A 2,707-nucleotide genomic window follows, 5' to 3' on the forward strand; every position below is an offset into this window, starting at 1 on the left:
CCGCCACCGGCCCCACGCGGAGCGCCACCATGCGGTGGCTTTCCGCCCGGCGGTCCTCCCGCAGAGCCTCCGTGGCCTGTCCCGAGCCCGTGGCCGCGCCCTGGCGGCGGCAGTTCGGTGGGGCGACCTCCCGGCAGCGTGGAATGAGGCGTCGCAGCCGACATGGATGGCATTGGCTGCCCGGAGCGCGCCGCGGCCGCCGCCGGTTCGACCGGAGCCCCGCCGGGCGCTACCGGCGCGCGACCCGGCGCCGATTCGGCCGCGGTGCGCACAGCCGACGGCAGACGATCACCCACGGAGGCGGGAACGGCTGCGGGAGCCCCCACCGGTGCGGCCGCGGGTAGCGGGTCGTGCGGTCCACCGGGGGGCACGGACGCCGGCTCATGGGCGCCGCCCGCCGGCACCGACACCGGTTCGCGCGTACCGGCCGGTTCTGGCCCCGGCTCGTTCGAACGGCCGCCGGGCGCCGAGTCGAGATCATGGGGACCGCCCGACGCGGCGTCGGCGTGCGCAGGGGCAGGCTCGGGTTCGTACCCCGGTCCATGCGGACCCCCCGCCGGATCCGATGCCAGCTCGTGCACACGATCACCCGGCAATGAGCCCGGATCGTGGGGACCGCCCCCGGGCGCGTCGGCCGGTGCGGGCGCAGGCCGCGGCTCGAGCCCCGGGTCATGCGGGGCGCCGCCAGACGGCAACGGCGGTTCAGGCGCATGACCGGTAGGCACAAAACCATGTGGACCACCCGACGCCGGCGCCGAGGCGGCTGGCGCTTCGAATCCGGGTTCGGGCGGGCCACCCGGCGGTGACGCTGGTGCGGGCGCGGCTGCGGCGGGCCCCGGCGGTGGCTCGTGTGGGCCACCCGCCGGCGCCGGCGCTGCGGCGGGAGGCCCCCCACCCGGATCGTGCGGGCCGCCGGGCGACGCGGGCGCCGGGTGAGCACCCCCGGGTCCGGGCGGCTCCGCGGAAGCCGGCCCATGCGGCGCGTCCGGCGCGTGCGGCGCACCGGGGCCCGCATCCGGCGCGTGCGGCGCCGAAGCAACGGGCGCGCCCGGCAGCTTGCCTTCAGGCAAACCCACCGGGTGGCCGCCAACGGGCGAAGGCTCAATCTTCGGCAGGTTAGCGACGACACCGTCGAGGTCGTTGGTCAGCTTGCTGCTGGTTGCGGCGATGTCGGCCAGTGCACCGCGGGCACCGGCGGCGCCCGCTACCTCGCCGGCGGCTCGCTCGCCGGCGCGGCCGGCCGCGCCCGCCGCCTCGGCGCCCCGCGCGGCGGCCCCGGCACCGTCCGCCGCGGCACCGGCTTCCCCACCCCCAGGAACAAACAACGAGGCGACATCGAGCAGGTTTTCACCAAAACCCAATCCCGGCCGGGCCCTGCTCCAATCGTCAAGGTGCAGCAGCGCTTTCAGCTCCTGCAACTGTGTCTGCGTGGCCTCGTGCGGGTTGACCAAGGCATTAAACAGGCTTCCCTTCCAAAGGGTTTCACCCAACGTCGACCAGGTGCTTGCCGCGCCCTTCGGATCGAGCAAAAACCACCGCGGGTCAAGCTCACCCAAGGATTGGACCATGCCCACGGCGCCCTTAAGGACGCCCTCGTTGGCGTTGAGCCAGGTGTCGAACACGGTCGCCACCTGGTTGCCGACCGCATCGCCGAAAAAGTTCTTAAGCTCGCCGCGCACGTACTTCTCCAGCCCGACGACCTCCCCGTCAACGACCTGCACGAAAGCCTTGAGCGACTTCTCCATGGCCCGGGCTTCTCGACCGAACTGGTGAAGCACCTCGTTGACATCCCTGCCGACCTTTTTGATCTCGTCGAGCGCGTCACCTTTGACGATCAACATCAAGTCGTGGCCCAGGTCAGTCAGTGATCCCAGGCGATTCAGCAGGTCGCGGATCGCCTGCTGGGCATGGCTGATGTCATCGGCGAACTCATCCAGTTGATCGGCCACCGCTTTCGACAGCTCCCCAACCCTGCCCAGCGAGTCGGAGATTTTCGACAAACCCTCATCGATCAGACCGCCTTCCGGGATGTGCTGACCATCAAACAGCGACTTCGATGCATTCACCGCGCCCCGCATGCCACCGGCTGCCGCGCCGAAACCCTTCCACCGAGCCGCCGCCGCACGCAGCCCCTCGACGTCACCATCAGGCCACACGTCATCGACGAACGACTGCACCACCGCCCACAACAGCGGCGGCGGCTCCCCATTGCCCCACGTCCCCGGCGGCCCGGGAGGCGCGATCCTCGCCGGCTCGGGCGGCCCCGCCAAGACCACACCACCACCGCCCAGCATCGAATCAGCCTCGGCCCGCGAATAATTCGCCGCGCCCTGCTGCAGCCGGGCCCCACACTGCCGGCAGGCATTGATCGCCGCCGCCGCCAGCGTCAACACCTTCTCCGCAGCCTCCTGATACTCCAGCCCAAACCCCGTGCCCGCCGCATCCAGCCCAGTGTGGGCCGCAAACCCCGCCGTCAACACCACCAAATCGGCCTCCAGGCCGCCCCCAGCACCGACCAACGCGCTGCCCGCGGCATAAAGCGCCTCAGGATCTACCGCTAACAGCCCCACCCGCCGAATTCTCACCCACCACAACGCGAGAAGCTATTCACCAAAGCCAGCACCGGATCGCCCAACAACCAATCCAACGACGCGGGCAGCCACGGCTCCAAGCGCCGCACCGCAAGCGGCACACCCCCAAACAACCC

The 2,707-nt window shown here is 71.3% G+C and carries 1 protein-coding gene; it reads right to left on the minus strand.

Going from position 1 to position 2,707, the window contains the following annotated elements; all coding sequences use genetic code 11:
• Nucleotides 1-2,393: WXG100-like domain-containing protein (locus AWC19_RS06065; protein ID WP_425436879.1), on the minus strand; the 2,393-nt coding region annotated here is incomplete at its 3' end.
• Nucleotides 2,394-2,707: the final 314 nt, after the last annotated feature.

The organism is Mycobacterium palustre (genome assembly GCF_002101785.1).
Classification (GTDB): Bacteria; Actinomycetota; Actinomycetes; order Mycobacteriales; family Mycobacteriaceae; genus Mycobacterium; species Mycobacterium palustre.